Origin of the sequence: Streptomyces sp. WM6372 (genome assembly GCF_001279655.1) — a bacterium.
Taxonomy (GTDB): Bacteria; Actinomycetota; Actinomycetes; order Streptomycetales; family Streptomycetaceae; genus Streptomyces.
Map to the genome: position 1 here is coordinate 1 of NZ_LGDB01000199.1, position 26,515 is coordinate 26,515.

28 protein-coding genes are annotated in these 26,515 nt (G+C 73.2%); 12 read left to right on the top strand and 16 right to left on the bottom strand.

Annotated elements, in window-relative coordinates; translation table 11 throughout:
- Together ADK52_RS23955 and argG are read right to left on the bottom strand one after the other, a co-directional pair.
- Window positions 1–1,025, bottom strand: a 1,025-nt coding sequence (locus tag ADK52_RS23955; protein ID WP_420714928.1) for a serine/threonine-protein kinase, incomplete at its 3' end; no start/stop codon positions are given.
- A gap of 157 nt (window positions 1,026–1,182) precedes the next feature.
- Window positions 1,183–2,631, bottom strand: a complete 1,449-nt coding sequence (gene argG / locus ADK52_RS23960; protein WP_053691903.1) for an argininosuccinate synthase — start codon at window positions 2,629–2,631, stop codon at window positions 1,183–1,185.
- Between the two features lie 75 nt (window positions 2,632–2,706).
- Here argG and ADK52_RS23965 point away from each other — a divergent pair, with 75 nt between their 5' ends.
- Window positions 2,707–3,453: a TetR-like C-terminal domain-containing protein gene (locus tag ADK52_RS23965; protein WP_053691904.1), complete on the top strand. Its 747-nt coding sequence runs from the start codon at window positions 2,707–2,709 to the stop codon at window positions 3,451–3,453.
- Between the two features lie 254 nt (window positions 3,454–3,707).
- Window positions 3,708–4,175: a helix-turn-helix domain-containing protein gene (locus tag ADK52_RS23970; protein ID WP_053691905.1), complete on the top strand. Its 468-nt coding sequence runs from the start codon at window positions 3,708–3,710 to the stop codon at window positions 4,173–4,175.
- A gap of 24 nt (window positions 4,176–4,199) precedes the next feature.
- Here ADK52_RS23970 and ADK52_RS23975 read toward each other — a convergent pair whose 3' ends face one another.
- Window positions 4,200–5,141: an NAD-dependent epimerase/dehydratase family protein gene (locus tag ADK52_RS23975; RefSeq protein WP_053691906.1), complete on the bottom strand. Its 942-nt coding sequence runs from the start codon at window positions 5,139–5,141 to the stop codon at window positions 4,200–4,202.
- Between the two features lie 58 nt (window positions 5,142–5,199).
- Here ADK52_RS23975 and ADK52_RS23980 point away from each other — a divergent pair, with 58 nt between their 5' ends.
- Both ADK52_RS23980 and ADK52_RS23985 read left to right on the top strand, forming a co-directional pair.
- Window positions 5,200–5,784, top strand: a complete 585-nt coding sequence (locus ADK52_RS23980; protein WP_053691907.1) for a TetR/AcrR family transcriptional regulator — start codon at window positions 5,200–5,202, stop codon at window positions 5,782–5,784.
- 84 nt (window positions 5,785–5,868) lie between these two features.
- Window positions 5,869–6,660, top strand: coding sequence for an SDR family NAD(P)-dependent oxidoreductase (locus ADK52_RS23985; protein WP_053691908.1), 792 nt, complete (start codon window positions 5,869–5,871; stop codon window positions 6,658–6,660).
- A gap of 82 nt (window positions 6,661–6,742) precedes the next feature.
- On the opposite strand, the gene ADK52_RS23990 is transcribed toward ADK52_RS23985, so the two are convergent.
- The 4 genes from ADK52_RS23990 to ADK52_RS43915 form a co-directional block, all read right to left on the bottom strand.
- Window positions 6,743–7,438, bottom strand: a complete 696-nt coding sequence (locus tag ADK52_RS23990; protein ID WP_053691909.1) for a DUF2993 domain-containing protein — start codon at window positions 7,436–7,438, stop codon at window positions 6,743–6,745.
- A gap of 101 nt (window positions 7,439–7,539) precedes the next feature.
- Window positions 7,540–9,777, bottom strand: coding sequence for an MMPL family transporter (locus tag ADK52_RS23995; protein WP_053691910.1), 2,238 nt, complete (start codon window positions 9,775–9,777; stop codon window positions 7,540–7,542).
- A gap of 142 nt (window positions 9,778–9,919) precedes the next feature.
- Window positions 9,920–10,081 (bottom strand): hypothetical protein, encoded by a 162-nt coding sequence (locus tag ADK52_RS43910; protein WP_234344196.1) that lies wholly within the window; start codon window positions 10,079–10,081, stop codon window positions 9,920–9,922.
- On the bottom strand, window positions 10,081–10,293 hold the full coding sequence (locus tag ADK52_RS43915; RefSeq protein WP_234344198.1) for a hypothetical protein: 213 nt from the start codon (window positions 10,291–10,293) through the stop codon (window positions 10,081–10,083). Before ADK52_RS43915 ends, ADK52_RS43910 begins: the two co-directional genes overlap by 1 nt.
- Before the next feature lie 110 nt (window positions 10,294–10,403).
- On the opposite strand from ADK52_RS43915, the gene ADK52_RS44580 reads away from it, so the two are divergent.
- Window positions 10,404–10,538 (top strand): hypothetical protein, encoded by a 135-nt coding sequence (locus tag ADK52_RS44580; RefSeq protein ID WP_267887285.1) that lies wholly within the window; start codon window positions 10,404–10,406, stop codon window positions 10,536–10,538.
- A 37-nt stretch (window positions 10,539–10,575) separates the two neighbouring features.
- Here ADK52_RS44580 and ADK52_RS24005 read toward each other — a convergent pair whose 3' ends face one another.
- Complete coding sequence (locus ADK52_RS24005; protein ID WP_053691912.1) at window positions 10,576–10,998, bottom strand: hypothetical protein; 423 nt, start codon at window positions 10,996–10,998, stop codon at window positions 10,576–10,578.
- Window positions 10,999–11,170: 172 nt separating this feature from the next.
- Here ADK52_RS24005 and nadE point away from each other — a divergent pair, with 172 nt between their 5' ends.
- The 5 genes from nadE to ADK52_RS24030 all read left to right on the top strand — a co-directional run bounded on the left by nadE (window position 11,171) and on the right by ADK52_RS24030 (window position 15,082).
- Window positions 11,171–12,001 carry an ammonia-dependent NAD(+) synthetase gene (nadE, locus tag ADK52_RS24010; RefSeq protein WP_053691913.1) on the top strand — a complete coding sequence of 277 codons (831 nt, stop codon included), beginning with the start codon at window positions 11,171–11,173 and terminating at the stop codon, window positions 11,999–12,001.
- A 78-nt stretch (window positions 12,002–12,079) separates the two neighbouring features.
- Window positions 12,080–12,274: a hypothetical protein gene (locus ADK52_RS24015; RefSeq protein WP_053691914.1), complete on the top strand. Its 195-nt coding sequence runs from the start codon at window positions 12,080–12,082 to the stop codon at window positions 12,272–12,274.
- Between the two features lie 112 nt (window positions 12,275–12,386).
- Entirely contained in the window at window positions 12,387–13,577 is a 1,191-nt protein-coding gene (locus ADK52_RS24020) for a serine hydrolase domain-containing protein (protein ID WP_053691915.1), read from the top strand.
- A 122-nt stretch (window positions 13,578–13,699) separates the two neighbouring features.
- Entirely contained in the window at window positions 13,700–14,422 is a 723-nt protein-coding gene (locus ADK52_RS24025; RefSeq protein ID WP_053691916.1) for a hypothetical protein, read from the top strand.
- A gap of 180 nt (window positions 14,423–14,602) precedes the next feature.
- Window positions 14,603–15,082, top strand: a complete 480-nt coding sequence (locus ADK52_RS24030; RefSeq protein ID WP_107090159.1) for a hypothetical protein — start codon at window positions 14,603–14,605, stop codon at window positions 15,080–15,082.
- Here the strand turns inward: ADK52_RS24030 and ADK52_RS42530 are convergent.
- Together ADK52_RS42530 and ADK52_RS24040 are read right to left on the bottom strand one after the other, a co-directional pair.
- Window positions 15,076–15,369: a hypothetical protein gene (locus ADK52_RS42530; protein ID WP_147420075.1), complete on the bottom strand. Its 294-nt coding sequence runs from the start codon at window positions 15,367–15,369 to the stop codon at window positions 15,076–15,078. The two genes, ADK52_RS24030 and ADK52_RS42530, sit on opposite strands and share 7 nt — an antisense overlap.
- Window positions 15,370–15,436: 67 nt before the next feature.
- Window positions 15,437–15,883 carry a MarR family winged helix-turn-helix transcriptional regulator gene (locus ADK52_RS24040; protein WP_053691918.1) on the bottom strand — a complete coding sequence of 149 codons (447 nt, stop codon included), beginning with the start codon at window positions 15,881–15,883 and terminating at the stop codon, window positions 15,437–15,439.
- 126 nt (window positions 15,884–16,009) lie between these two features.
- Here ADK52_RS24040 and ADK52_RS24045 point away from each other — a divergent pair, with 126 nt between their 5' ends.
- A complete protein-coding gene (locus ADK52_RS24045; protein WP_053691919.1) occupies window positions 16,010–17,572 on the top strand; it encodes an MFS transporter in 1,563 nt (520 codons plus the stop codon).
- Between the two features lie 54 nt (window positions 17,573–17,626).
- Here the strand turns inward: ADK52_RS24045 and ADK52_RS24050 are convergent, their stop codons facing one another.
- The 6 genes from ADK52_RS24050 to ADK52_RS24075 form a co-directional block, all read right to left on the bottom strand.
- Window positions 17,627–18,160 carry an LppU/SCO3897 family protein gene (locus ADK52_RS24050; RefSeq protein WP_053691920.1) on the bottom strand — a complete coding sequence of 178 codons (534 nt, stop codon included), beginning with the start codon at window positions 18,158–18,160 and terminating at the stop codon, window positions 17,627–17,629.
- 101 nt (window positions 18,161–18,261) lie between these two features.
- Window positions 18,262–18,804 (bottom strand): DUF4232 domain-containing protein, encoded by a 543-nt coding sequence (locus tag ADK52_RS24055; protein WP_078988557.1) that lies wholly within the window; start codon window positions 18,802–18,804, stop codon window positions 18,262–18,264.
- A gap of 64 nt (window positions 18,805–18,868) precedes the next feature.
- Window positions 18,869–21,790 (bottom strand): CHAT domain-containing protein, encoded by a 2,922-nt coding sequence (locus tag ADK52_RS24060; RefSeq protein ID WP_159046015.1) that lies wholly within the window; start codon window positions 21,788–21,790, stop codon window positions 18,869–18,871.
- 289 nt (window positions 21,791–22,079) lie between these two features.
- On the bottom strand, window positions 22,080–23,105 hold the full coding sequence (locus tag ADK52_RS24065; RefSeq protein WP_199828542.1) for a quinone oxidoreductase family protein: 1,026 nt from the start codon (window positions 23,103–23,105) through the stop codon (window positions 22,080–22,082).
- A 135-nt stretch (window positions 23,106–23,240) separates the two neighbouring features.
- On the bottom strand, window positions 23,241–24,206 hold the full coding sequence (locus ADK52_RS24070; RefSeq protein WP_159046016.1) for a hypothetical protein: 966 nt from the start codon (window positions 24,204–24,206) through the stop codon (window positions 23,241–23,243).
- A gap of 11 nt (window positions 24,207–24,217) precedes the next feature.
- A complete protein-coding gene (locus ADK52_RS24075) occupies window positions 24,218–25,528 on the bottom strand; it encodes an FAD-dependent monooxygenase (RefSeq protein WP_053691923.1) in 1,311 nt (436 codons plus the stop codon).
- A gap of 381 nt (window positions 25,529–25,909) precedes the next feature.
- Between ADK52_RS24075 and ADK52_RS24080 the strand changes: the two genes are divergently transcribed.
- Window positions 25,910–26,503, top strand: a complete 594-nt coding sequence (locus tag ADK52_RS24080) for a hypothetical protein (RefSeq protein WP_053691924.1) — start codon at window positions 25,910–25,912, stop codon at window positions 26,501–26,503.
- Window positions 26,504–26,515 lie beyond the last annotated feature (12 nt).

The window sequence follows — 26,515 nt, forward strand, 5'->3', positions numbered from 1 at the left end:
GGGCCGTAGCCGGGCGGGGGCGTCGGTATGGATGCGGGCCGTCCGGCGGGGGGCGGGGCGTGGGAGGCGAGCGGCCGACCGGCCGCGGGCGGGGCGGTCGCGGGCCGGGGGGTCGCGGGCGGCGCCGTCGACGGGCCGGGTGCCGCCGGAGCCGCGCCGTGCGCGCTCCTGCCCTCGGCCACCGCCTGCAGCATCTCGCGCGCCCGGCCGGCGGTGGGCCTGCTCTCCGGATCCTTCGCCATGAGGGCGTGCAGTACGGGCGTGAGCACGCCCGCCCGGCGGGGCTCCGGCAGCGGCTCGGTGACGATCGCCGACAGCGTGGACCAGGCCGACGTACGGCGGAACGGGTACGTGCCCTCGACCGCGGCGTACAGCGTCATGCCGAGCGACCAGATGTCCGACGCGGGGCCGGGTTCCCGGCCCTGTGCGCGCTCCGGCGGGAGGTAGTCCAGGGAGCCGATGATGTTGCCGCTGCGGGTCAGCTTGGCCATGTCCTCGTCGCCCGAGTCCTGCACGGTGGCTATGCCGAAGTCGGTGAGCACGACGCGGCCGTCGCGCTCCAGCAGCACGTTGGCCGGCTTGACGTCGCGGTGCAGGACCCCGGCCCGGTGCGCGGCGTCGAGCGCGTCCATCAGTTTGGCGCCGATCGCCGCGGCCTCGCGCGGTTCGAGCGGGCCGCGCTTGTCCAGCACGTCGTCGAGCGAGGGCCCGTCGACGAGTTCCATCACGATGACCGGGAGGCCCTCCTCCTCGGTCACGTCGTGCACGGTGACCACACCGCCGTGCCGGATGCGGGCGGCGGCCTGGGCCTCGCGCTGCATCCGCGCGCCCAGATCGGCGAGTTCGACCGCGGAGGCGTCGGTGTAGGCCCGCATGACCTTGACGGCGACTTCCCGGTTCAGCAGTTCGTCCACGGCGCGGGCGACCACGCCCATGCCGCCGCGTCCGATCATCGCGGTCACCCGGTACCGCCCGCCGAGCACCCTGCCGACCAGCTCCGCGCCGTTCGCCTCCCCCGCCGTCACCGCACGCCCCATCCATCGCCGTTCGTCAACTCGCGTACCGAGCAGGCCCAGCGTAGTGGTACACACATTCGGATCGGCGCAGGACGCGGACGACACCACGGGCGGTCCGCACGTCGTCAACGTGTCGGACCGCCCGGGGCCGGGGCCGGACCAGCGGTCAGTCGGTGCCGAACTCCATCGCCGCGCGGTCGAGCAGCTCGTCGTCCTCGGAGACCTCGCCACGGGAGGCGATGGCCTCGGCGCCGCCCTCCGGCATGGCGCCGATCAGGCCGGTCGCCGCCGCCTGCGCGGCGCCGATCAGCTCGGGGTGCGCGGTCCCGACGATGCCGAGGCCCGCGTACTGCTCCAGCCGGGCGCGCGAGTCGGCGATGTCGAGGTTGCGCATGGTGAGCTGGCCGATCCGGTCCACCGGGCCGAACGCCGAGTCCTCGGTGCGCTCCATGGAGAGCTTGTCCGGGTGGTAGCTGAAGGCCGGGCCGGTGGTGTCGAGGAGCGAGTAGTCCTCGCCGCGCCGCAGCCGCAGGGTCACCTCGCCGGTGACCGCGGAGCCGACCCAGCGCTGGAGCGACTCGCGGACCATCAGGGCCTGCGGGTCCAGCCAGCGGCCCTCGTACATCAGCCGGCCGAGGCGCCGGCCCTCGTTGTGGTAGTGCGCGAGGGTGTCCTCGTTGTGGATCGCGTTGACGAGGCGCTCGTACGCGGCGTGCAGGAGCGCCATGCCGGGCGCCTCGTAGATGCCGCGGCTCTTGGCCTCGATGATCCGGTTCTCGATCTGGTCCGACATGCCCATGCCGTGGCGGCCGCCGATGGCGTTGGCCTCCATCACCAGGTCGACCGGGGAGTGGAACGCCTTGCCGTTGATCGTCACCGGGCGGCCCTGGTCGAAGCCGATGGTCACGTCCTCGGCGGCGATCTCGACCGACGGGTCCCAGAACCGCACGCCCATGATCGGCTGGACGGTCTCCACGCCGGTGTCGAGGTGCTCCAGCGTCTTGGCCTCGTGGGTGGCGCCCCAGATGTTGGCGTCGGTGGAGTACGCCTTCTCCGTGCTGTCGCGGTACGGCAGCCCGTGGGCGACGAGCCACTCGGACATCTCCTTGCGCCCGCCGAGCTCGTGGACGAAGTCGGCGTCGAGCCACGGCTTGTAGATGCGCAGGTGGGGGTTGGCGAGCAGGCCGTAGCGGTAGAACCGCTCGATGTCGTTGCCCTTGAAGGTCGAGCCGTCGCCCCAGATCTGTACGTCGTCCTCGAGCATCGCCCGGACCAGCAGGGTGCCGGTGACGGCGCGGCCGAGCGGCGTGGTGTTGAAGTACGCACGGCCGCCCGAGCGGATGTGGAACGCACCGCAGGCGAGTGCGGCCAGGCCCTCCTCGACCAGCGCCGCCCGGCAGTCGACCAGGCGCGCGATCTCGGCACCGTAGGTCTTGGCACGGCCGGGGACCGACGCGATGTCGGGCTCGTCGTACTGGCCGATGTCGGCGGTGTAGGTGCAGGGGACGGCACCCTTGTCGCGCATCCACGCGACCGCGACGGAGGTGTCGAGGCCGCCCGAGAAGGCGATGCCGACGCGCTCGCCGGCGGGCAGGGAGGTGAGAACCTTTGACATGGGAAGAGTATGCACTGAAACGCATGGCTATGCAAACTCGCTCCGGCCCGGCAGCCGACGGGTACGGTTCGGCCCATGGACGTTTCCACAACTGCAGACGATGAGAACGCCGTGCGGCCGGAGGCCCTCAAGGCCACCGCGCGCCAACTGCTCGTAAAACTGGGCGCCCCGGGACTGTCCCTGGAAGCCGTCGCCGAGGACAGCGGCCTGGCCGTCGCCGACGTGGAGGGTGTCTTCCCGCACCGCGACGACCTGTTGACCGCGCTCGTGATCGACGCCTACGACGCATCCGCCGCCGCGATGGAGGAAGCCGACCGGAGCGCCGGCGCCGCCGGTGCGCCGGCCGGGGCGCGACTCCTCGCGGTGACGCGCGCCCTGCGGACGTGGTCCTTCGAGAACTCCGCGGAATTCACCCTGATCTACGGCTCCCCGGTGCCCGGCTACCACGCCCCGCAGGACACCGTCCCGGCCGCCTCGCGCACCCCCGTGGTACTGGCCGGCATCGTGCGTTCCGCGCTGGCGGCCGGTGAACTCACCCCGCCCCGCCGGGCGGTGCCCGGGCCGCCGCTGCTCCTGCCGGAGGCCGTGCAGCTCTTCGGCGGCACGCCCGAAGCCCCGTTCTCGGACCTCATCGAGCGCGGCATGGTGCTGTGGAGCAATCTGATCGGGCTCCTGGTGTTCCAGGTCTTCAGCCGTACGCACGACAGCGTCCGGGACGAGTCCGCCTACTTCGACTTCGCCGTCGCCGTGGCGGCCGAAAGCATCGGACTGGCCGTTCCCCTGGACGCGGCGGCGGAAGGCGAACGCGTCCGCCCGACGTAAGACCGGTCGAGCGGGTCGAGGGCTTCGGGGGGTGTGTTCCGGCCGGGCGGGCCCCCATCCCCCGAGGGCCGGCCCGAGCCGGGTCGATACGGCCGGCGACTCACTCGGCTACCCCCGTGAAGCAAAGTTAGCTGCCAGCTATCGACCGGGTCCACGGTGGCGGACTCGCGCCAGATTGTCAACTGACCGCTAATCTGCAAAACTGGAAAATAGCTGAGAGCAATATCGGGGAGGTGGCGGGAGGAAGATGCGCAGTGTCCGAGACTGACGACCGGCCCGCACTGGCAGCGCGCCTGGACGACCTCTTCAAGACGGCCCGCCCCAAGGGCAGGCGCTGGACCAACGCCGAGGTGGCCGAGGAGCTGAAGCGGGCCAACCCCGAGATCAAGGCCGGGGGCGTGTACCTCTCGCAACTGCGGACGGGCAAGCGGTCCAACCCCTCGCCGGACCTGCTGGCCGCCCTCGCCCGTTTCTTCGGCGTATCGGTCGCCTACTTCTTCGACGACGAGGCCGCCGAGCCGGTGCTCGACGAGATCGCCGTCATCGAGGCCCTGCGACAGGCGGGAGTGCGCTCGGTGGCGATGCGCGCGGCCGGCATGAAGGCGGAGAACCTCCAGGCCATCATGGCCATCATGGATCAGTACCGGCAGCTGCAGGGCCTCCCTCCCGTCACCGACCCCGCAGCGCCCCCGGGACCCGCGGGCTCCTCGGATCCGGAGTGACGGGCCGCCTTTCCGGCCCGGACGTCACCGGGTGGCTGCCACCCGCCCACGCCACCAGTCCACCGTCGCCTTGACCTGCTCGTCGACAGGGGTGGCGCGTGCGTCGAACTCGGCTTCGTACGCCGTCGAATCGACGACGAACGGGCGGTCGAACTGGTAGCGGACCTCCTTCAGTTCACGGAGCAGCGGCGAGAAGAGCGAGGCCGCACCCAGTACGGCGGACGGCAGCCGGCGCACCGCGACCGGTCCCGTTCCCGCCTCGGCGGCGAGCCGGTCCACCATCTCCCGGACGGACAGCGCGGGTCCCGTCGGGGCGTGCCAGGCACGCCCCCAGGCCCGCTCCTCGCCCGCGGCCTCGACCAGGGCCCTGGCCACGTCGGGCAGGTAACTCCAGCTGTGCGGGGCGTCCGGGTCGCCGAGGGTGGAGATGGGCTTGCCGCGGAGCAGCGGCGGCATGACCCGGCCCGCCAGGTGCCCGCCGTCGGTCACACCGGGCCCGAAGAAGTCCGAGGCCCGCACCTCGACCGCCTTGATGCGGCCCTCCTCGTGCAGCTTGCGGGCCGTCGCCCAACCGGCGGCGCGCACCCGCCCCTTGGTGCCGGTGGCCGCCAGGGGCAGCCCTTCGGTCAGGGGGCCGTCGACGGGTCCGTAACCGTAGAGGTTGCCCAGCATGACCAGAACGGCTCCGCTCCCCTCGGCCGCGGCGCAGACGGAGGAGACCAGCGGGGGCCATTGGCTCGCCCAGCGGTGATAGGGCGGGGCGGCGCAGTGGTGGATCGCGGCCGCGCCCCGCGCCGCTTCGGTCAGCCGCCCGCCGTCCGTGGCGTCCAGCGCGACGTGCTCGATGCCGGGCTCCGCGCCGCGGCCCGATCTGGTGACGACCCGTACCGAATGCCCCTCCTCCGCGAGGAGTCGAGCGGTGGCGGCCCCTGCGGGCCCGAATCCGATGACGACATGAAGGCTCACGGGCGAACACTAGCGCGACCGGGGCTATCCGGATGAGCCATCCAGTTACCATGTGCGCATGACGACGACGCCACTGCGCAAGGACGCGGCCCGCAACTGGGAGCGGATCATGGCCGTCGCCCGTGCCCTGGTCGACCAGGGCACGCCGCTGCAACTCAACGACGTCGCCCGCCGCGCCGGACTCGGCGTCGGCACCGTCTACCGGCACTTCGCCACGCCCGAGGCGCTGCTGGAGACCGTCGCCGCCCCCTGTCTGGAGGCCCTGACCGCCCACGGCGAGCAGGCCCTGTCCGACCCCGACCCCTGGCACGCGCTGGAGGGCTTCCTGACCCGCACCATCGAAGCGCAGGTCACCGATGCCTCCCTGGCGCCGGTCACGGCCGCACCCGAAGACGCCCTGCCGCGCACCACGGAACTCAAGACGGCACTCTGGTCGACCGGCCGGGTCCTGCTCGACCGGGCCCGCGAGGCCGGGGCCGTCCGCCCCGACCTGGCCCCGGGGGATCTGGTCCCGCTCATGTGCGGCATCGCCTACGCCGTGGACGTCCACGGCGGCGATCCCGCCGGCCGGATCGATACTGCCCACCGCTATCTGGCCACCCTGCTCGGAGGCCTGCGCGCCGCCGCACCGCCGAGCACGTGACCACCTGAGTCCGGTCAAGCGCCTGGTCTCCTCGACCAGCGAGCTGCCACTGTTCGTTCGGACGAACAACAGGGAGGGTTTGGGATGCGCATCACCGGATCAACCGTTCTCCTCACCGGGGTCACGGGCGGCATAGGCCTCACACTGGCCCGTACGCTCGCCGCGAAGGGCGCGAAGCTCGTGGTCACCGGGCGCCGCGAGGACGCGCTCAAGGCCGTGGCCGACGAACTCGGCGCCCGGGCCGTCCTCGCCGATCTCGCCGACGCCTCCGATGTCGAGCGGCTGGCCTCGGAGTGCCCCGAGACCGACGTCCTCATCGCCAACGCCGCGCTCCCGTCGAGCGGCGACCTGCTCGACTACACCCCCGAACAGATCGACCGGGCCCTCGCCGTGAACCTGCGGGCGCCGGTCATGCTGGCCCGGCTGCTCGCGCCCCGGATGGTCGGTGCGGGGCGGGGCCACATCGCGCTGATCGGCTCGGTCTCCGGGAAGGCCGCCACGAAGTCGTCCTCGCTGTACGACGCGACGAAGTTCGGCCTGCGCGGCTTCGCGCTGGCGTTCCGTCAGGACCTGCGCGGCACGGGCGTGGGGGTGTCCGTCATCCAGCCGGGATTCGTCCGCGACGCGGGCATGCACGCCGCGACCGGAGTCAAGACCCCCGGCGGCGCGCGGACTTCCTCCCCGGATCAGGTGGCGCGGGGCGTCATCCGGGCCATCGAGCGCAATCTGTGCGAAGTCAACATCGCTCCGGCCGAGTTGAAGGTGCTCATCGCGATCGCCGGGCAGTTCCCCGCCTTCTCGGAATGGGTGCAGAGCCGCGCCGGGGTGGACGACACGGTACGGAGCATCGTCGAAGCGCAGAAGAAGAGCCGCTGAGCGCTGACCGGTACCGGGCGAAGGGCGGCGGCCGGGACGGCCCGGCCGCCCGGCCGCCCGCCGCGGCGGGGGCGCCCCTTCCTCAGGCCTCGCCGGGGAGACCGGGGAGGCTGACGCCCTTCGCCTCGCCGTGCACCGTGACGGCGCCGGCGTCGACGGAGATCCCGGACGGGACGAGGCCGAGCGGCAGGGCCGGTATTTTGCGTTCCGCCGCCTTGAGTGCGGCCACGATCCGCGGATCGGCCGGGTCGAGGGGACGCCCGGCCAAGGACGCCGCCGTCGGTTCGAGCGTGACGGTGTCACCGGTGAGCGTGAGCGCGGCGGTCACGACGAGCGGTACTCCCAAGACGGAGCGGGTGATCTCCAGCCGCCCGTCGTGCCCGGTCAGCCGGACACCGGGACCGCGCTTCGCCCCGAGCGCGTCGAGGGGGACCGTGAACTCCGCCCGCGCCCCGGCCGCCGAGTAGCCGCCCGCCGTCTTGGACACGTCGTGCAGGTCGACGGAGGCGGTGACGGGCAGGCCGTCCTCCGTCCGTGCCCGGCCGTCGACCGCCACCTCCGGGTAGGTTCCCGACGCCGCATTCCACAGGAACGGGAAGCCGCCGATCGAGACGCTCGGCGCCGCCACCAGGGCGCTCTGCCGCGCGGCGATCCGGTCGGCCATCCGGCCCTCGACCACCCCGGCGGCGACGCGGTCGGCGAGTACGAGGCCGGCGAGCAGCGCGCACGCGCCGGCCAGCGCCCACCGCCGCCGCCGGGTCCGGTGCGGGCGGCGCACGGCAGCGCCGCGTACGGCAGTGGCGCGCGCGGTAGTCCCTCGTACTGCAGTCCCTCGTACGCCGGCCTGTGCGCGGGCGTCAGCCCGGGCGGTGCGGTGGTTCATGTGTTCCTCACGGGTTCGGGGACGGAGGAGGTACGGACGGCGTCCTCCTCGCCGCCTTCGATGTGCATCTGCGGCAGCAGCCGGTCGAGCCATGACGGGAGCCACCAGTTGGCCTTGCCGAGCAGGACCATCGTGGTGGGGACGAGGAGCCCGCGGACGACCGTCGCGTCGAGCGCGACCGCGGTGGCCAGGCCGATCCCGAACATCTTCACGACGGGGTCGTCCCACAGGAGGTAGCCGAGGAAGACGCACACCATGATGAGCGCGGCGGAGGTGATGATCCCTCCGGTCCTCGCCAGCCCCGTGATCACCGCGGTGCGGTTGTCGCCGCTCGCCAGCCACGCCTCACGGACGGCGCTCAGGAGGAAGACCTCGTAGTCCATGGAGAGCCCGAACAGGACCGCGAACATCAGCAGCGGTACGTACCCGGGGACCGGCACGGGTCCGCCGAGCCCGAGGAGTGCCGCTCCCCAGCCCCACTGGAAGAGCGCGGTGAGCACGCCGTAGGCGGCGGCCACCGAGAGGAGGTTGAGCACGGCCGCTTTGGCGGCGACCAGCGGGGAGCGGAAGGCCAGCAGGAGGAGCAGCCCGGCGATGGCGAGGACGACCCCGATGACGATCGGCAGGCGCTGCGCGAGCCGGTCGCCGAGGTCCGACTGCGTAGCGGGGATGCCGCCCACGTGGACTTCCCGGCCGGTGCCCTTCGTGACGGGAGGGAGGGTGCTGTCGCGCAGGCGGTGCACCAGGGCGGCGGTACGCGGATCGCCGGGCGCGGTGGTCGGGGTGACCTGCCAGCGCACGGTCCGGCCGTCGCGGCTCAGCTGGGCGGGGCCGACCGCGGCGACGCCGCTGGTGTCCTTCAGCGCCTCGGCGACGGCCGTGACGGCCGGGTCCGCCGGTCCGGACGCCGGCTTCGGCAGGGTGCCGGTCACCTGGAGCGGTCCGTTGACACCGGGGCCGAACGCGGATGCGAGCCGGTCGTAGGCCGTACGGCCGGCCGTGCCCGGGGACTTGTCGCCGCCGTCGAGCTGCCCGAAGGACAGCTGGGCCGCGGCGAGCGCCGGCAGGGCGAAGAAGGCCAGGCCCGCGAGCAGGTACCGCCACGGCCGGTCGGCGACGTGCCGGGCGATGCGCGCCCAGCCGCGGGGCGGCGGGGAGGTCCGCGGCCGGTCCGCGGAGACGGAGACGGAGACGGGGGCGGGAGCAGGGGCGGGAGCGGCGACGGGAGCGGGAGCGAGACGCCGTCCCAGCAGGCTGAGCAGCGCGGGGAGCAGGGTGAGGGTGGCCGCCATGGCGACCAGGACGGCGACGCCGGGGGCGAGCGCCAGCGCGCGGAGCAGGGGAAGACCGCCGAGGGCCAGACTGGCGAGTGCCGCGATGACCGCGGTGCCGGCGAAGGCCACCGCCTTGCCCGAGACGCCGATCGTCAGGGCCGCGGCGTCCTCGGTCTGCTTCCCGGTGGCCAGGAGTTCACGGAAGCGCGTGAGACAGAAGAGGCTGTAGTCGATGCCGACGCCGAGGCCGATCATCGCCGCGATGGTGGCGCCGGAGGACGGCATGTCCATCACGTGGCCGGTCAGGCCGATGACTTCGAGCGAGATGCCGAGTCCCACGACGGCCGTGGCCAGCGGTACGGCCGCCGCGATCGCCTTGCGGAACCCGAGGCAGAGGACGGCGAAGGCCGCGACGAGCCCGATGATCTCGCTGCTCCGGGTGGACTTCTTGTCGGCGGCTTCGGCGAGGTTGCCGCCGGGGGTCACCTCGATCCCGGCCGCTCGGGCCGGTTCGGCGGCGTCCATGAGGTCGTGGACGACGTCGGCGGTGATGTCCCGGCCCGCCAGGTCCAGTTCGACCGCGAGGTAGCCGGTGTGTCCGTCGGGGGCGAGGGCCGCGCGGCCGGCCGGCTCGTACGGGGTGGTCAGGGCGACGACGTGGTCGCGGGCGGCCAGGGCGCGGGCCGCCTCCTGGACGGCGCCGCGCGCGCGGTCCGAGGTGAGGGGCGGGCCGTCGGCGGGCGTGTGCAGGACGAGGGGCTGACGGCCGGAGGCGGAGTCGGCGAACGCACGGGCGGCGTCATGGGCGGCCTGGCTGTCGCTGCCGGGTATGGAGACCGTCTCGGTGGTGGCGCCGCCCAGCACGCCCACCGCCGCGGCCAGGGCCACCAGCAGCAGGAGCCAGGCGGCGACGACCCGCTTCGGCCGTCGGGCGCACCAGCGCCCCAGGGTGACGAACATGCGTACGGGATCCCCCTCGTCGGCGTGGCTTGCCCCCTCATCATTGCACTCGTGGTGCAATCAAATCAACGCGCGCCCCCCTTTGCGACAATGGGGACGAGCGAGACCGGGAGGGGTCAACGTGCAGCAGTCGGCGGGGCGGTCAGAGGGACGACTCGCGGACGGCCGCGCCGAGCGCGCCCGCCAGTCCCGCGTGAAGATCGCGGATGCGGTGCTGTCCCTGCTCGACGAGGGCGAGTCGCACTTCCCCGCGGACCGCGTCGCCGAACGCGCGGGGGTCTCCCGCCGCCTGGTCTTCCACCACTACGCCGACATGTCCCAGCTGGTGGAGACGGCGATCGCACGGCGCCTGGAGCAGCTCATGGAGCAGACCAGGCCCCTGCCGACCGACGGCCCGAGAGCCGCACGGGTCGCCGCGCTCACGGAACAGCGCTCGCGGATCCTGGAGTGGATCACGCCGGCCCAGCTCGCGCTGATGCGGCTGGAGCAGAACGGGGACCGGATCAGGGAGGTCACCCGGCAGGTCCTGGACTTCGCCCGGGGCCGGCTGGCCGACATCTTCCGCGAGGAGCTCGACCGGCTGCCCGCCGAGCGCAGGACCGAGGTGGCTCCACGGGCTGGACGCGGTGACCACCTGGGGCGCCTGGTACCACTGGCGCAGCAGCGGCCTGAGCGTCGAGGCGGCCGCCCGGACGATGGAGACGGCCGTACACGCCCTGCTGGCCAGTACGGACCCGGCCGGGCCGGCCCACCGGCCGTAAGGGCGCCCGTCGAGGTCGCCCATCCACTTGAGGGCGCCTATTCCGCGTCGGCCCCGGTCAGGACGCGGCGATCCGCCGGCGCGGGCCGCCGGCTCCTCGTACCGCCCCCGTCCCGCGCGAGCCGCCGGTGCAGGGCGGGACCGCCCGCCGCGATGCCCACGAACAGGACGGCCGCGGTGATCAGGCTCGGCTCGGAGACCCACAGGCCGAGCAGCTGGTCGAGGAGCAGGGCCGCCGCGACCAGCAGCACCTTCCCGAGGAGCAGGCCGGAGTGCAGCCGGCGGTCGACCGGCCGGCCGAGGCGGGCCCGGCGGCGGTGGGCCAGCGTCATCGCGACCGCGGCACACGCGACGAGCGCGAGGAGACGCAGTGCGTGTTCCCAGGCGGGCGCGCCCGAGCCCCACGCCCAGACCAGCCCCATGACGGCCCCCGCGACAACGTAGATCCGGCGCTCCGGCATGACTGCCTCCTGACCCTCCAGGGCCGTACGACACACAAACATCTTGCACTTTGAGTGTCATAACTTCGGACGCATCCGTCAAGCCCGGCCGCTTTCGGGCCGCCGGAGGCGTTCGACTAGGGTCGGCAGGGCAGCGCACCCCATGAATCACCATCGACCACGAGGAGCAGCCGTGAGCCGGCCGGCGTCCACCGTTCTGCAGCAGGAGATCGCCCGGGAACTCCAGGTGTCGGAGACCTTCGACGCACACCAGGAGATCGAGCGCCGGTTGGCCTTCCTGGCCGAGCGGCTCACCTCCACCGGCCTGCGCTCCCTGGTCCTCGGCATCAGCGGCGGCGTGGACTCCACCACGGCCGGACGGCTGTGCCAGCTCGCCGTGGAGCGGGCCCGCGAGGCCGGCCACGAGGCGACGTTCTACGCGATGCGGCTGCCGTACGGCGTCCAGGCCGACGAGAAGGACGCCCAGCTGGCCCTCGGCTTCATCGAGGCGGACCGGGTGCTGACGGTGGACGTGAAGCCCGCCAGCGACGCCGCACTGGAAGCCGCCCTCGCCGGCGGCACCGTGTTCCGGGACGCCCACCACCAGGACTTCGTGCAGGGCAACATCAAGGCCCGCCAGCGAATGATCGCCCAGTACGCGGTGGCCGGCGCCCACGACGGCCTGGTCGTCGGCACCGACCACGCGGCCGAAGCGGTCTCCGGCTTCTTCACGAAGTTCGGCGACGGCGCGGCCGACCTGGTCCCGCTGACCGGCCTCACCAAGCGCCGGGTGCGCGCCGTCGCCGACGCCCTGGGCGCCCCCGCGGAGCTGGTCTGGAAGACCCCCACGGCAGACCTGGAGACCCTCGACCCGGGCAAGGCCGACGAGGACGCGCTGGGTGTCACGTACGACGACATCGACGACTTCCTGGAGGGCAAGCCGGTCGACGAGCGCGCCTTCGACACGATCGTCCGCCGCTACCGCCTGACCGACCACAAGCGACAGCTCCCGATCGCGCCGTGACGACGACGGCTCGGCGCCATCGGTCATCCGACTCGGAACGGGGGGACAGCAGTGCCGCGAGGGGTCTGGCGTTGGGTCGTGGCGGGCTGGGTCGCCGTCGTACTGGCCGGCGGCGCGTACACGCTGTACCTCGATGACTCCCCGGGCCCCACATCGGAGCCGAAGCACTGGGAACGCGCCCCGGCACCGAGCGACGAGCCGTTCCCGTGCCCCACGCAGAGCGGCGGCGTGGCCCCCACGACGCACTCCTGCACCTACTGGGAACGCAGCTAGCGGGCTTTCACGTCGGCACGGGGAATCGCGGCGGGCCGGGGGCGCTCCTACGATGAGGGGAGCGCCTCGGGGGCTTCGGGGGTTCGTCGAGCCTGGGCAGGGGTGACCGGTCATGGGCAGGTGCCGTCCGTCGCGCGGGCGCCGGGTCCGGCGGGCCGGCGTGCCGGCCGGGGTGGCGCTGCTGCTGGCCGCCCTGTGCGCGGGTACCGGTCCCGCCGCCGTACGCGAGGACTTCGATCCCGCCACCGTGCAGAAGCTGGACGCGGCGATCACGGACATCATGAAGCAGACCGGTATGCCGGGCCTCGACATCGGCCTGTGGATGCCCGGCCGCGGCGTGTACGAGAAGTCCTTCGGCATCGCGGACAAGCGGACCGGCACGCCCATGAAGTCCGACCTGTACTCGCGGATCGGCAGCGTCACCAAGACCTTCACCGTCACCGGGGTCCTCCAACTGGTCGACCAGGGCAAGGTCGGCCTCGACGACCCCATCTCGCGGTACGTCTCCGGCGTCCCCGGCGGGAACTCGATCACGCTGCGCCAACTGGCCCAGATGCGCAGCGGCCTCTTCGACTACACGACGGACAAGGCGTGGCTGGCGGGCCTGCGCGCCGACCCGCACCGCACGTACACCCCGCGCCGGCTCGTGGACGTGGCCTTCCGCCATCCTCCGAACTTCCGGCCCGGCGCCAAGTGGCAGTACAGCAACACGAACACCGTCCTGCTCGGGATGCTGGTCGAGAAGGTCAGCGGGCAGAGCCTCGCCGACTACCTGCGGGAGCACGTGTTCGCGCCGCTGAAGCTGGACGACACCTCCCTGCCCGGCGACGGCGCCCTGCCCGACCCGCACGCCCACGGGTACACCGACTTCACGCCGGAGGGCACCGTCGCCGACGCCACGAACTGGAACCCCTCCTGGGCCTGGGCCGCCGGCGGGATCGTCTCCGACCTCGACGACCTGCACAGCTGGGCCCCGGCGCTGGCCGACGGCCGGCTGCTGACCCGCACGACGCAGGCCGAACGGCTCCGGACGCTCCCGGTCGGGGCGATCCCCGGCGCCTCGTACGGCCTCGGCATCCTCGACTTCAACGGCTGGCTCGGCCACAACGGGGAACTGCCCGGCTACGAGACGATCGCCGCCCAACTCCCCGCCGAGAAGGCCACCCTGGTGGTGCTCATCAACAGCGACATCGACCACCGGGGCAAGAACCTGTCCAGCATGATCGGGAACGCGGTCACCTCCATCGTGACCCCCGGCCACCTCTGGCCCGCGCCGGTGAGCACGGAGGCCGAGGCGGAGTAGCCCCGCGCGCGGTCCCCGGGCGCCGGTACGGGGGCTCGCGCGAGGGGCGGGCAGGGTCCGTGTGACCATGTCCTCCTTCGGCACATCCGTATTTCCGCATTTCCGCATTTCATGGGGGGACCATGCGCACCCGTACCACCACCGTCTCCGCCGGCCTCGCCGCCGCGCTCGTGGCGGTGCTCCTCCTGACCGGCTGCACGGCGTCCGGCGGCACCACGGCGGGCAAGGGCGGCAGCAGCAGCGCCGCGGCGCCCGCTCCCGTCGCTCCGGGCGGCGGCGGATCGGCGTTCGAGGGCCCCCGGCCGCAGGACCAGAACCTCCTCGCCTGGACGGGCGACCCGAACGACGCGGGGCACGTCACCGCCCAGTCCGCCGCGGGGGTCGGCGGACGGGTCACCCTCGTACGGATCGTGCTGCGCGAGCAGATCACCTGGTCCAACATCTGGCTCGGGCTCGCCGGCATCGACCCGGGCGCCCAGCTCTCCCAGAACTACCTCGGCGTCTACGACGCGAACGGCACCCTGCGCGCGTCCACCGCGGACATCTCCCCGCTGCTGATGACCGACGCGATCGCCAAGCCGTTCCCCCTCGCCAAGCCCTTCACCGCCGCCCCGGGCACCTACTTCATCGCCCTGCTCCTCAACGGCACCTGGGCCACCAACGCCCTCACCCTCAAGTCCACGGGCGCCGGGATCTCGGTGAACGCGGGCCTGACCCCGCCGAACCTCCGCTACAGCACCGTGCTGACCGGCCAGACCTCCCTGCCGGCCACCGTGAACCTCGGCGAGCAGTCCACCAGCACCATCAACACCGGCTGGGCCAGCCAGTGGTACGCCATCTCCTGAGCCGCCGCCACGCCGCCGCACCGGGCGCCGCGCCCAGCCGCCACGCCGCCGCACCGGGCGCCGCGCCGAGCCGCCGCGCCCGGCTCAGCGGGTGCGGGGTTCGGCCGGATGAGCGAAGCTGGGGAAGGTTGTAGCCACGAGGCGGCACCAGAACCCGGCCGCCGATGCGAGGAGGGCTGCGTGGACGCTTCACGAGTCAGTGGGACCGCACCCGCCACCCGAACCCGGGCACGGACGGCCACCCTGCTGTGCGCGGCCGCGGCCCTCGCGGCAGGCGCCGTACCCGCTTCGGCGCAGCCGGCCCGGGCCGTCATGGATCCGAATCCGGTCGTGGTCGTCGACTGCTTCTCCCAGGCCCAGGTGCGCCCGCAGGAGTACCTTCTGGCCTGCGGCGACGGGAACAACCGCCTCATCCGGCTGCGCTGGGACACCTGGGGGCAGCGGACCGCGACGGCCACCGGCACCGACATGGTGAACGACTGCACCCCGTACTGCGCGGCGGGCCGCTTCCGCGCCTACCCGGTCAAGGTGACCCTGAGCCACCCGCGGCCCTGGCCCGACCACCCCGACGTGCAGCGCTACACCACCATCCGGCTGCTCTACACCGACACCGCTCCGCCCCCGGTCGCCAAGGACGTGACGTACAAGCTCGTCTACTGACCGGTGCGATCGGCCCGTCCGCCGAGGCGGGCGCTGATCAGGTAGTCGGCCTCCTCCGACAGCCGGGCCCGCCGCTCGTCCTCCTGGGCGCGTGCGAGCTCCCCCCTCAGCGCCAGCTCGGTGCGCAGTACGGTCGCCCGCGGCACCGGGATCCGCTGCCCGGGTCTCTCGGTGAACGGCTGGAGCTCCGCCGCCGAGACCTGGGCGTCCTCGGAGGAGCCGCGGCGGAGCGAGAGGAACACCCGGGCCAGCCAGTCGGCCGGGATCTGGACCATCAGATCAGTCATGTCCGGGAAACGACGGGCCGCCCCCACCGTGACTGCCCCTCCCCCGACCGGCGCAGTCCTGACCTGCTCAGTGGACCTCCCCGGGCGCCTGGCAGGCGGTGGAGATCGACGACATCCATGCGATGACGGCGTCGCGCTGCTCCGGGGCCAGCCCGGCCTCCAGCTCGGCCTCGCGCCGCTGTACGGCCGGGAGCGCGTCCGCGTAGCGGGCGGCTCCGAGGTCGGTGAGGTGCAGCTGGTGCGTCCTGCGGTCGGTGGGGTGGGGGGAGCGGGTGATCAGGCCGTCGCGTTCGAGCGCCGCGAGCATCTCGTTGGCGGCCTGACGGGTGCTCCCGACCGAGCGGGCCAGCTGCGCGACCGACTTGCCCGGGGACTCCTTGACCATCATCAGGGTCGCGAACTGCGGCACGGTGAGCCCGAACTCCTCCAACTCGGCGCCGATCGCCGCCCGCATGCTGAGCCAGGTGTGGCGGACCAGGAAACTCAGCACTCGGTCGTGGCTCTTCTCGCCCACGAGGCGACCTCCGAACTCATATTGATTGACAGGAACTTGACGAGTTTGCCAGGATGACGCCGCGCTGGATCGTCAGGTCCTTGTCGATTCTAGCGCCAAACCCCTCCTGACCGAAGGTAGTCACCCATGCCATCCGCCACGCCACCGAGAGCCCGCCAACGGCTCATCCTGGGCGTCCTCGTCTTCGCCCAAGTCCTCATCTGGCTCGACGGCACGATCCTGTCCACCGCCTTCGAGACGCTGACCGACCCCGTGCGCGGCCTGGGTGCGACCCCCGGCCAACTCCAGTGGGCCACGGGCGCGTACACGCTGGCCTTCGCCGGGCTGATGTTCACCGGGGGCGCGCTCGGCGACCGGTTCGGGCACCGCAACACGCTGCTGGCGGGCATGGCCCTGTTCGGCGCCGCCTCGGGCTTCGCCGCGTACGCCGCCACACCCGGCCAACTCATCGCGGCGCGGGCGGTGATGGGCGTCGGGGCCGCCTTACTCGTTCCCGCCACGATGGCGGTGGTCAGCTGGACCTTCGAGCCCGCGCAACGGCCGGCCGCCTTCGGTACGTTGTCCTCGTTCGCCGGGGTCGGGATCGCCGCGGGGCCGATCCTGGCCGGCGGGCTGCTCTCGCGCTTCTGGTGGGGCTCGGTGTTCCTCGTCAACGTGCCGGTGGTCGTGCTCGGCCTCGGCTTCATCGCGCGGTACGTGCCGAACTTCCGCAGCCCGCAGGTCCGTCGCCTCGACCCGGCCGGGCTGCTCCTGTCGACCGGTGGCCTGGGCCTTCTCGCGTACGGCCTGATCCGCGCGGGCCAGGAGGCCTCGTTCACGGAGCCGGGCGTCTGGGGAAGCACCGCCGCGGGCATCGCGCTGATCGCGGCGTTCGTCGTCACCGAACTACGCATCGCCGAGCCGAGTTTCGACCCCCGGCTGCTGACGCAGCGCCGCTTCGCCGCCGGGAACGTCGCCCTGATGACGGTCTTCCTGGCGATGACGGCGGGCTCCTTCTACCTCGCCTTCTACCTGCAAGGGGCGCGCCAGTACTCGGCGCTGGACGCTTCCCTCCTCGGGCTGCCGGGCGCGCTGGGCGTCGTCGTCGGCTCGCCGATCGCGGTGCGGCTGACCCGCAGGACATCGGTCCGGCTCGTCGGCGCGACCGCGCTGACCGCCGCGGCCCTGGCGATGGGGGCGGTGGCGCTGTTCGACGCGACCACGCCGATCGTCTGGTACCCGCTGGTCATGCTGGTGCAGGGGACGTCGATCGGCATGGTGATCGCTCCCGTCACCGGCGCCGTACTGGGTTCCCTGCCCCTGGAGCGGGCCGGCGCGGGCAGCGCGGTCAACAGCACCCTGCGCCAGACCGGCAGCGTGCTGGGGATCGCGGCGGGCGGCACCATCACGTCGATCGTCTACCGGCACGCGATCGAGGGCTCGCTGACGGGCCTTCCGGATCCGGTGCGGGACCAGGCCCGGGTCTCGGCGGAGCTCGCCCGCCACGTCGCGGCCGCGACGCACGACCCCCGACTCGCCCGGGCGGCCGACGCCGCCTTCGTCCACGCCATGCACGTCGGCGCCCTCTGGACGGCGGGATTCGCCCTGATCGGCGTGGTGGTCCTGCTCATCGGGTTCCGCGCGACCCGCCGCCCGAACCCGGCCGACGAGGCCCGCCCGGCCCTGGCGACGAGCTCCACCGGGGCATGAGGGCGAGCCCGGGCCGCGGCCTGTCGGTGGGCCGCGGCCCGGGGTGCGGTGGGCTCAGCTCTTCTTGATCTCGTCGATGCAGAGGACGAACTGCTTGCCGGAGCTGCGCCGGGAGCCGCGCATCTGCTCCTCGTAGCCGATGTCCGACACGCCCTTGCACTGGTTCGTGTCGAGGCTGTCGGCGATCACCTTGACGACCTTGTACTGGGCGGTCGCGCCACCGCACTTCACCACCTGGAGGTCGGGGCTCACGGTGTTGCCCTTGTTCGTCAGGCAGTCGCCGACCTTGGCCTTGTCGGCGTCGTCGCGGCTGGCGTAGTAGCCCACCGCGGCCGCGATGACCACGACCACGGCGACGATGATCTTCAGGATCTTCATGACCCCCATGCGCTTGCGCGGCGGCGCCGGCGGGGCGGCGAACTGCTGCTGCGGGTAGGGGTACTGCTGCGGCGGGGCGCCGTACGGCGGCTGGCCCGGCTGCTGGGGCTGTCCGTATCCCGGCTGGGGCGGGTAGCCCTGCGGCGGCTGCGGGGCGTGCGGGGCGGGCTGGCCGTACGGGCCGGGGCCCGACTGGGGCGGGTAGGTCATGCGGGAATCCCCCGTGAGCGTGTGCACTGTGCGTTGTTTGACGTGCGCACGCTATCTCAACGCACTGACACGACCCTCATCACGCCCCGGCGTCCGCGGGCCTACCCGCGGAAGGCGGTCGCGCGAACAGTGGTGCCGCAGAGTGCGAACTCACTGCCGTCGCTGGGCGCCAGCTGGTGGCGCCCGCCCGCAACGCCCACCACCATCGACGGCGCGACGAAGGGATCCGCGCCGGAGGCGCAGTAGCCGTCCGCCTCACCGAGTACGGGCGTGAAGGTGAGCTGCGCCGAGGCCCGGCCTCCGGGCGCCAGCTTCACCGGCCGCGACTTGCCGACCCGGATCACCTGGAGCGGCTTGTTCTTGTCCGGCGAGCCCTGGCCCGCGAGCGCCACCGTCGGGAAGCCGTTCAGTACGCACGGCTTCGACCCCTTGTTGGTCACCGTGATCCGTACCTGGGCGGACCCGGTCGGCTGTGCGCTGTCGGCCACGACCTGGGTGCTCGTGCACGGGGCCACCGGCGCCCGGCCCGGCTCGTCCGCGCCGACGGCAGCCCCGGAACCGGTCACCAGCGTTCCGGACGCGAGGCCCGCCAGCAGGAGTACGGACGAGGCCTTGACCGCGACGCATCGCGTTGCGCGTTTCATGGGTTGTCCTCCACGGTTCGCCCCTCCCAGCGTCCCACCAACCCGCGTCATCGGCGCGGGCGGCTCACGCCCCCGCGTGGAGGTGCGCCGCCCACAGGAGCGGGGCCCGCCTGCGGTCACGGCCGGGCGGCAGGTCGTGGCCGTCCCGGACCTGGCGTACGGCGGCGTGCAGCGCGCGGGCGGCCCGGTCGGGGTCGATGGCCCCCGAATCCGTCGCCAGTCCGTCGTAGAAGGCCCGGGCGATGCGGACGGCGATCTCGTCGTCGATCTCCCACAGTGTGCCGATGACGTGGGGGAATCCGGCGAGCTGGAACGCGGTCGTGAGGTGGATGGCCTCGTCGGGCAGGTCGGCGGTGTCGACGGCCGCCGTGCGGCAGGCGGACAGGTAGGCCAGCCTGGCGTGGTCGAGGGTGACCGGGTCCAGGCTCTTGACGGTGAGCGGGTCCTGCGCGTGGTCGCGGAGCAGCAGCCGGCTCTGCGAGGGGTCGGCGGGATCGCTCGTTCCGTGGCAGGCGAAGTGCGCGATCGCGCAGTGGGGCAGGTGCGCCAGTACGTTGGCCTTGGTGGGGGCGGCGTCCTCCTCCGCCTCATCCCGCTCCCTGAGGACGACGCGGTGCGCGAAGCGCTCCTCCAGCACGGCGGCCTCGGCGTCGGCGAAGCGCAACCGGCCTCCCCCGGGCAGGCCGGGCGTGGTCGGCATGGCGACGATCAGCGCCCGCCCGGCAGCGGCGGTCGCACCGGCGCCGGTACCGGCGCCCGCGACGAGGCGCCGACCGCGTTCGCGGGCGTCGCGCAGCGCGCGTACGGTCGGGGTGTAGGAGGAGACGACCCGGTCCATCACGGTGCGCCGGTACGGGTCCTGCGGCGTGTCGGCGTGATGACCGGCGGCATGCAGCGGCAGGAGTCCCAGCAGTCCGCCCGGCGCCCACCACACGCGGGGCAGGGCCTCGGCGCCCTCCGCGTCGGACGGAGGCGGGCCCTTGTGCCCCAGGGCCTCCAGTACGGGGCCGGCGGCGGCGTCCCACAACCACTCCAGGACGTCGACGAGTACGGCCTGCGCCTGCGCCCGTTCGGCCGGGTCGTCCCCCGAGAGCGCCGCGTACCGCGCTTGCCGGAAGGCGTTGATCCGGTCGACCACGGTGGCGGGGTCGAGCCGCGGCAGCGGAAGGCTGGTGAGCCCCTCGGCCGTGAGCAGCAGCGCGTCGCTGCGGTAGCCGCTGACGTTGAACACGACGATCGGCCCGTGGGACGCCTCGGCCCTGAGTTCGTCGAGGGTGGGCGGAAGGGCGAAGGAGGTGAAACCCTCCCGTCGGCGGATCTCGGCCAGGAGGGCGGTGAACTCCTCCGCCAGTCGGCGCCGGTCGTGCGCCGCCCTGTCCGCGGGCCGGTCGAGACGGTCCCGCAACTCGGCGAATCCGAGAGCCAGTTCGGGGTGACGGTCGCGCAGGTCGGTCAGGTCGCCGTGACTGTCCAGTGCCCGGCCCAGCATGACGGCGCGCCCCACCTCCAGCAGACCCAGGGCGCGCTCCGCCCGCGCGTTCGCGCTCCCGCCCGGGGCCGCGAGCGCGAGCGCGGCGGCGGTACCGGCCAGGCCCGCCACGTCGCCGATCGCGTCCTGCCGGTCCCGGCGTTCCGGCCGGCGCCCGGCCATCTGCGGCATCAGGCGCACGGCCGCGTCCGCTGCCTGCGCCGCGCGTTCCGCCGCACCGGACTTCGCCAGCAGACGGGCCGCGGACAGCCCCGCCTGGATCCGGACGGACACCGTCGACTGCACCGTCGCCGACGCCGCCGTCCAGGCCGCGACCGCCGCGTCCCGGTCCGTCGCGTCCCGGTCCGCTCCGTCCGCGTCGTGCTCGAACCGTGCCGCGTCGTGCGCGAACCGTGCGAGCAGCGCGTCCCCGAGGTGCTTCAGGTGGACGGCTCGCTCGGGGTGGTCGGCGGGAGAGGCCTCCACCGCCTGCCGGCCCACGGCGATCGCCGCGTCCAGGTCCCCGGGGACACCGAGCCGCTCGAACCGGATCCGGAGCGCGGCCCCGAGGTTCGCCAGGAACATCGCGCGATGGAGGTGGGTGGCGGGCGCCGCATCGACCGCCTGCCGGCCCGCGTCCACCGCCTCGTCCAGGTCCCCGATGGTGCGGGTCCGTTCGAAGCGGAGCCGCAGGACGTTCCCGAGGTCGGACAGGAGCTCGGCGCGGCCGGGCTGGTCCACGGGGAAGACGGACGCCGCTTCCCGGTACCGGGCGATGGCGCCGTCCAGATCCGGCGGCGCTCCGGCCCGCTCGTAGCGGGCGCGCAGCGCGCCCGCGAGCCCGGCCAGGACCAGCGCGCGGTAGGGGCCGTCATCGAGGCCCGCCCGTACCGCCTCCCCGAGCAGGGCGATGGCGCTTTCGAGGTCCTCCGTCGCTCCGGCCCGGTCGTACCGGGCACCCAGCGCGTCCCCGAGGTTGTAGAGGTACATGGCGCGGCCGGGACCCTCGGGGACCGCCGACAGGGCCTCCCGGAACCGGTCGATCGCGGCGTCGAGGTCTGTCGGCGGGCCGCCCCGCCGCCACTTGATCCGCAGCACGTTGCCGAGGGCGGTCAGGTGGACGGCACGGTGGGGATGCCCGACGGGCACGGCCTCCACGATGCGCTGCCACAGGTTCGCCGTACCGGAGAGCCGCTCCGGGTCGTCCGACCCGTCCAAGCCCGCGAGCAGTCGCACGGCGTACCCGGCCGCGTTCTCCGCGAGGACGGGCACGAGCGGTTCCGGCAGGTCGTCGTCGCCGGCCAGGAAACACGCGGTGAGTGCCCGCACGGCGATCCGCAGGTCCGGCCGGTCCTGGCCGCGCCCCGGGTCCCGGTCCGTCCGCGCAGCTGTCGCCCGGTGGCGGAACCAGTGGAACCAGCCGAGCAGATGACGGACGGCGAGGTCGTCGTCCACGGGCAGCAGCTCCGCGAGCCGCCGCGCTTCGCGCAGGGCTTCGGCCTCCAATACCGGTGTCACGTCACGCAGTTCCACAACACGCCGCAACCGCGCCGCCATTGCGTCCATCGCCGTCTCCGCGGCCGGTCGTACCGTGCGCGCTGGGTCCCCCGGATGACTCACGTCGGGTGATGCTAGTCCTACGATCCCCGCACCGCCGGGTAGTTCCCCGGATACGCACCGCGACAGCGGCAGCCGCTCGACGCCGGAGCACCGGGCCGTGGGGCCGGCGGCACCCCGGGCCTCCACCTGGCGCCGGGCCCGCCGCCGCGACCGCATGACGGGGGCCCGTGACGCGCGGAGGTTCCGCTCAGACCGTCTCCACCGTCTCCCGGTCCCCGACGGCCTCCCGTGCCCCGGAGGCCGGTTCGTCACCGCCGGCGGGGACGAACACGAGCCGGGCGCCCGACGGCATCGGCGCATCCCAGGCGGTCTCCACGTCGGCCATCGGCACGGCGACCGTCTCGGTGGTCGGCACCACGTCCGGCAGCCGGGCGAGCAGTTCGCGCAGGGCGGCGTCGCGGCGTGCGCCCGAGATCGAGCCGAGTCCGCTCCCGCAGACACTGACGTCCGCCTTGCGGAGCCACGCGGACGGCACGGTCATGTCCGGCCCGGCCGCGGAGCCGACCTGCACCCACCGCAACGTACGGCTGAGATCGGCACGGTGGCGCAGGATGCCGTCGAGCGCCAGCTCGGCGGGGCGGTCCCACAGGTAGTCCAGGACGACGTCCACGTCGGCGGCCGCCGCGCCGAACGCCGCCGCGATCTCCTCGTCCGAACCCGCGAGCCGCACCGTACGGTGGGCTCCCAGCTCCGTCGCGGCCCGCAGCGCTTCCGGGTCGCGCCCGGCCGCCACGACCGCGCCCGCGCCCTGGTCGAGGGCGAGCCGGATGGCGGCCCGCCCGGCGTTGCCGGTGGCTCCGAGTACGAGCACCGACTCGCCCTGGCGCAGCCGGCCCCGTTCGCGCAGCGCGATCCATGCCGAGGACGCGGGGTTCATGGCGGCGGCGACGGCGACCGGATCGAGCCCGGCCGGTACGGGCATCAGCGCGGCGGCCGGTACGGCGACCCGCTCGGCCATCGTCCCGTGCGGGGGCTCCAGCCCCGGGATGTAGACGAGTTCACCGTCCTGGGTCCGGCCCACCCCGTCGAATCCGGGGATCAGCGGAAGCGCGTCGCCGCCCGTGTAGTGGCCGCCCGAGGCGAAGGAGCGCACCAGCGGGTACAGCGCGGCCGCCAGGACCTCGACGACCACCTCGCCGGCCGCGGGGACGGGTTCGGGCACGGACTCGTACCGGGGCGGCTGCCCCAGGGCGTGGACCAAGGCTGCGTACATGAACTGGCCCCCATATGGGTGAAAAGGCGGCATGACGGACAGTCTGATTGTGACGGCTGCCCGCCGGGCTCGCCGGCTGCGCCACGCGGCGGGGCTTCGGCGGGCCGGGCTCGGACGGGCTCCGGCCGCCCGGCTTCAGCGGACCGCCGTGGCGAGGCCGTGCGCGCCGCCCGAGTGGACGAAGTCCGTCAGGGAGACCGTGTAGTCACCCTCGCCGGGGCGGTACGCGGTGCAGTACTTCGTGGGATACCAGCCGGGGATCCGCCAGGCGGCCGGCTGGGGAATGGCCTCGCAGCTCCGGTGGGCGGGTACCGTGCGCTGCCGCTGGAGGAAGTCCCTGGTGAGCATGGGCTCCATGAAGATGAGGTCGCCCGCGTACGCCCCGTAGATGAAGGTCTGGCCGCTGAGCGTGCCGGTGGACGGGGGGCGGCTGTCCAGGTGCGCGCCCATGGCGCCTTCCGCGGTCTGGGGGCTGCTCGCGGGGTAGCCCGCCGGCAGGTACGCGGCCGGGACCGGCTCGCCCGCCGCGGCCAGCTGGTCGCAGGCGATCAGCAGGGCGCAGCCGCCGGTCTTGATCGCCGACCGGACCCCCTGGGGGGCGAGGTAGAAGTGCACGTCGAAGTGGGCGACGTCGTAGCGTCCGTGCGGGTTGTGCCCGTGCGGGTTCCAGTTGAACAGCACCCACTGGAAGGGCACCTTGGCCGCGGCCGCGGGGGTGGCCGGGAGCCCGAGTTCCAGGCTGTGGCCGCCGACGCATTCGTGCATGCCGTCGAGGTGCCCGTCGGCGTCCGCGTCGTAGCAGTGCTTTCCGTCGGTGGCGGCGGAGGTGGGCAGTCCGGAGACGGCCGGGGCGGTCAGGGCTATGCCGAGCGTTCTGGGTATGCCGCCCTGGTACTCGCTGTACGTACGGACCGTGCCGCCGCCGAGCCGGGCGGCGCGGCCGTACACGGAGCAGGCCGCGCTCCCGGTGTCCTCGGCGCAGGCGGGCATGCGCGCGGCGGAGCCGGAGGGCGGTGCCGGGGCCGCGGGCCGCCCGGTGGCGGACAGGAGCGCCGCCAGCAGAGCGGCGGAGCCGAGCACGGCGAGGGAGGTGGAACGCATGCGGGAGACGTTCATACGGCGACGCTCCAGGAGGTGCGGGCGTTGAGCGCGGTGGCGTCGACGCCGGTGACCTGGCGGGTGCAGGACCTGATGCCGTCGAGGCTGTACTCGGGCAGGACGTGGCGTATGTCGTGGAAACCGTCCGGGGCCAGGGCTTCCACCTGGCGGAGCACCGGGTCGGGTTCCAGCCGGCGGTGGGCCGCGAGGAGCTTCGTGGTCTGCGGCCTGCGGTCCGCCTCGTAGCGCGCCGGCGCCTCGTCCACGCCGTGGCGGGCCAGCTCGTACGCCAGCACGCGGGCGTCGACGATCGCCTGCGAGGCGCCGTTGGAGCCGGTCGGGTACAAGGGGTGCGCGGCGTCGCCGAGCAGGACGACCCGGCCGTCCGTCCAGGTGGACAGCGGGTTCCGGTCGATCATCGGGTACCGGCCGATGCGGGGCGCCCGGGTGATGATGCCGTGGAGATCGAGGAAGCCGCTGCGCCAGCCCTCGATGTGGGTGAGGACCTCCTCCGGGGGGACCGCGCGGTCCCAGTCGGCGCCGCCGCGCGCGTCCTCCTCGCCGAGGCCGTCGTCGGTGCGGCTCTCGACGACCCAGTTGAGCAGGCACCGCCCGCTCTCGTCGGGTCGGGTGACCGGGTAGGCGACGGCCTTCACCCGGGCGTTGCAGCCGAGGATCACCATCGTGCGTCCGTCGAGGAAGGGCGGGCCCTCGGTGACCCCGCGCCACATGCATATCCCGTTGCCGAGGGGCGGTCCTTCGTTCGGATGCATGGTCGCGCGCACGGCCGAGTTGATCCCGTCCGCGCCGATGAGCAGGTCGCAGGTGTACGGGCTCGGCCGGTCCGCCACGTACGCCCGGACGGGGTGCCCGTCCGGCTCGCGGCCGCTCGCCCGGTCCTGCTCGTACCGTATGAGGCGGCCGCCGGTGACCAGGGCTTCGGGGCCGAGCCGGGCCAGGACGGCCGACAGCAGGATGTCCTGGAGGTCGGCCCGGTGCACCGAGTACTGCGGCCAGTTGTAGCCGGCGGCGCGGCCGCGCGGCTCCGACCAGATCAGGCCGCCGTAGCGGTGGTGGTACTCCAACCGGGCGGTCGCCACGGCGGCCTTGTCGAGCGCCGGCGCCAATCCGAGTTCGGTCAGCTCCCGGACGGCGGCGGGCTGGAGATTGATCCCCGCTCCGACGGCGCGCATGTTGGGGCACGCCTCCACGATGAGCAGATCGTCCAGCCCTGCCGCGTGAAGGCTCAGGGCCGTCGTCAATCCGCCAATTCCGGCACCGGCTATGAGGATGCGCGGAGAATTCTTTCGGCCGTACGGAGACATGCCCTCTACCTCCTGGGAAAGACGCCTTCCGTGGAATGTGCGGCGTTGAAAGCGGGGTGTTGAAAGCCGGGGGTTGCAAGCCAGGTTTTGAAAGTGCAGGTCAGGCGCCGCCGTTCACCCGATCAGGCTACGGCCAAGTGCCGCCTGATGGGTGACGTGGCTTTAATCGGGTGTCGGCAACAGAAAGGCTGCGACATGCCTGAAGTGACGTTCGAACCGTGCGACGTCCAGCGCCTCCAGCATGCTGTTGACTACGCCCTCCACGCCTCCAAGAAATCACTGGACGCTCTCCTGCCACCCTGGATGCCGGGCGATCTCAAACGGGAAATCAAGAGCGGATGCGTTGTATCGCATTGCGCAACGCTACTGTTCCCGGAAACGGTGGAATCCGCTCTCGCGTACTTCGACGAAAACGGCTGGCCCGCGTCGACCACGATACCGAGCGTGCTGGTCAAGCGCCGTCTGGTGGAGCGCCACTGGCTTCCGGACGATGCGGACATACGGGTGACGCGGCTGCGCGTCACGAGCGGACTGGCGCCGGAGGTCGAGGTCTTCCTCTTCCCCCGGTGCAGCCCCGGGTACACGGACGCCGTGGGCGCGCAGGAGCGCGTCCACGGTTTCGAGAACCACGTCGGCCTGTTCATGGACCGGCCCGACGCGAGGGCCCTGACCCGCCTGGCGGACCGGCTGGAGACCAGCGGCCGGATGGTCTACGAGGGTTCGGCCCACAACCCCCACGAGAACACCACGATGCTGTACTTCGCCCCCAGTGCCGCCGTGGCCATGTCACGCCGCCGCTTCCCGCGATGGGAGCTGCAGTGCGCGGGAGATCTGACGGCGTGCGCGGACCTGCGCCCGGTCCGGACGGACGCGGTGTGCAGCGCGTACGCGGCGCTCAAGGCGAACCACGTGGACGGCGGCAGCGCGGCGATGCCCGCTCGCCGGCCCGTTCCGGTGGCGGCCCGCGAAGGCTGACCGTCGGCGCTC

Bases quoted from the DNA above. Each gene is read 5' to 3' on its own strand.
- argG (WP_053691903.1), bottom strand. From the start codon at position 2,631: ATGTCAAAGGTTCTCACCTCCCTGCCCGCCGGCGAGCGCGTCGGCATC.
- ADK52_RS23965 (WP_053691904.1), top strand. From the start codon at position 2,707: ATGGACGTTTCCACAACTGCAGACGATGAGAACGCCGTGCGGCCGGAG.
- ADK52_RS23980 (WP_053691907.1), top strand. From the start codon at position 5,200: ATGACGACGACGCCACTGCGCAAGGACGCGGCCCGCAACTGGGAGCGG.
- ADK52_RS23985 (WP_053691908.1), top strand. From the start codon at position 5,869: ATGCGCATCACCGGATCAACCGTTCTCCTCACCGGGGTCACGGGCGGC.
- ADK52_RS23995 (WP_053691910.1), bottom strand. From the start codon at position 9,777: ATGTTCGTCACCCTGGGGCGCTGGTGCGCCCGACGGCCGAAGCGGGTC.
- ADK52_RS24005 (WP_053691912.1), bottom strand. From the start codon at position 10,998: ATGCCGGAGCGCCGGATCTACGTTGTCGCGGGGGCCGTCATGGGGCTG.
- ADK52_RS24020 (WP_053691915.1), top strand. From the start codon at position 12,387: ATGGGCAGGTGCCGTCCGTCGCGCGGGCGCCGGGTCCGGCGGGCCGGC.
- ADK52_RS24025 (WP_053691916.1), top strand. From the start codon at position 13,700: ATGCGCACCCGTACCACCACCGTCTCCGCCGGCCTCGCCGCCGCGCTC.
- ADK52_RS42530 (WP_147420075.1), bottom strand. From the start codon at position 15,369: ATGACTGATCTGATGGTCCAGATCCCGGCCGACTGGCTGGCCCGGGTG.
- ADK52_RS24045 (WP_053691919.1), top strand. From the start codon at position 16,010: ATGCCATCCGCCACGCCACCGAGAGCCCGCCAACGGCTCATCCTGGGC.
- ADK52_RS24050 (WP_053691920.1), bottom strand. From the start codon at position 18,160: ATGACCTACCCGCCCCAGTCGGGCCCCGGCCCGTACGGCCAGCCCGCC.
- ADK52_RS24055 (WP_078988557.1), bottom strand. From the start codon at position 18,804: ATGAAACGCGCAACGCGATGCGTCGCGGTCAAGGCCTCGTCCGTACTC.
- ADK52_RS24065 (WP_199828542.1), bottom strand. From the start codon at position 23,105: ATGTACGCAGCCTTGGTCCACGCCCTGGGGCAGCCGCCCCGGTACGAG.
- ADK52_RS24070 (WP_159046016.1), bottom strand. From the start codon at position 24,206: ATGCGTTCCACCTCCCTCGCCGTGCTCGGCTCCGCCGCTCTGCTGGCG.
- ADK52_RS24075 (WP_053691923.1), bottom strand. From the start codon at position 25,528: ATGTCTCCGTACGGCCGAAAGAATTCTCCGCGCATCCTCATAGCCGGT.